The following is a 367-nucleotide window of genomic DNA, read 5'->3' on the forward strand; positions in this document are numbered from 1 at the left end:
GGGGCCATTGTTTCTCTGTGGAGGAGTCCATGACGAAAGATGAACTGATTGCCCGTCTCCGCTCGCTGGGTGAACAACTGAACCGTGATGTCAGCCTGACGGGGACGAAAGAAGAACTGGCGCTCCGTGTGGCAGAGCTGAAAGAGGAGCTTGATGACACGGATGAAACTGCCGGTCAGGACACCCCTCTCAGCCGGGAAAATGTGCTGACCGGACATGAAAATGAGGTGGGATCAGCGCAGCCGGATACCGTGATTCTGGATACGTCTGAACTGGTCACGGTCGTGGCACTGGTGAAGCTGCATACTGATGCACTTCACGCCACGCGGGATGAACCTGTGGCATTTGTGCTGCCGGGAACGGCGTT

At 56.7% G+C, this 367-nt stretch carries 1 protein-coding gene; it reads left to right on the forward strand.

What is annotated here, in order from left to right:
- Nucleotides 1-29: 29 nt before the first annotated feature.
- The coding region (locus tag E1J53_RS23900) for a DNA-packaging protein FI (RefSeq protein WP_154640301.1) at nucleotides 30-367 on the forward strand (338 nt) is incomplete at its 3' end.

This window comes from Lewinella sp. W8 (genome assembly GCF_004375085.3).
Taxonomy (GTDB): domain Bacteria; phylum Bacteroidota; class Bacteroidia; order Chitinophagales; family Saprospiraceae; genus Neolewinella.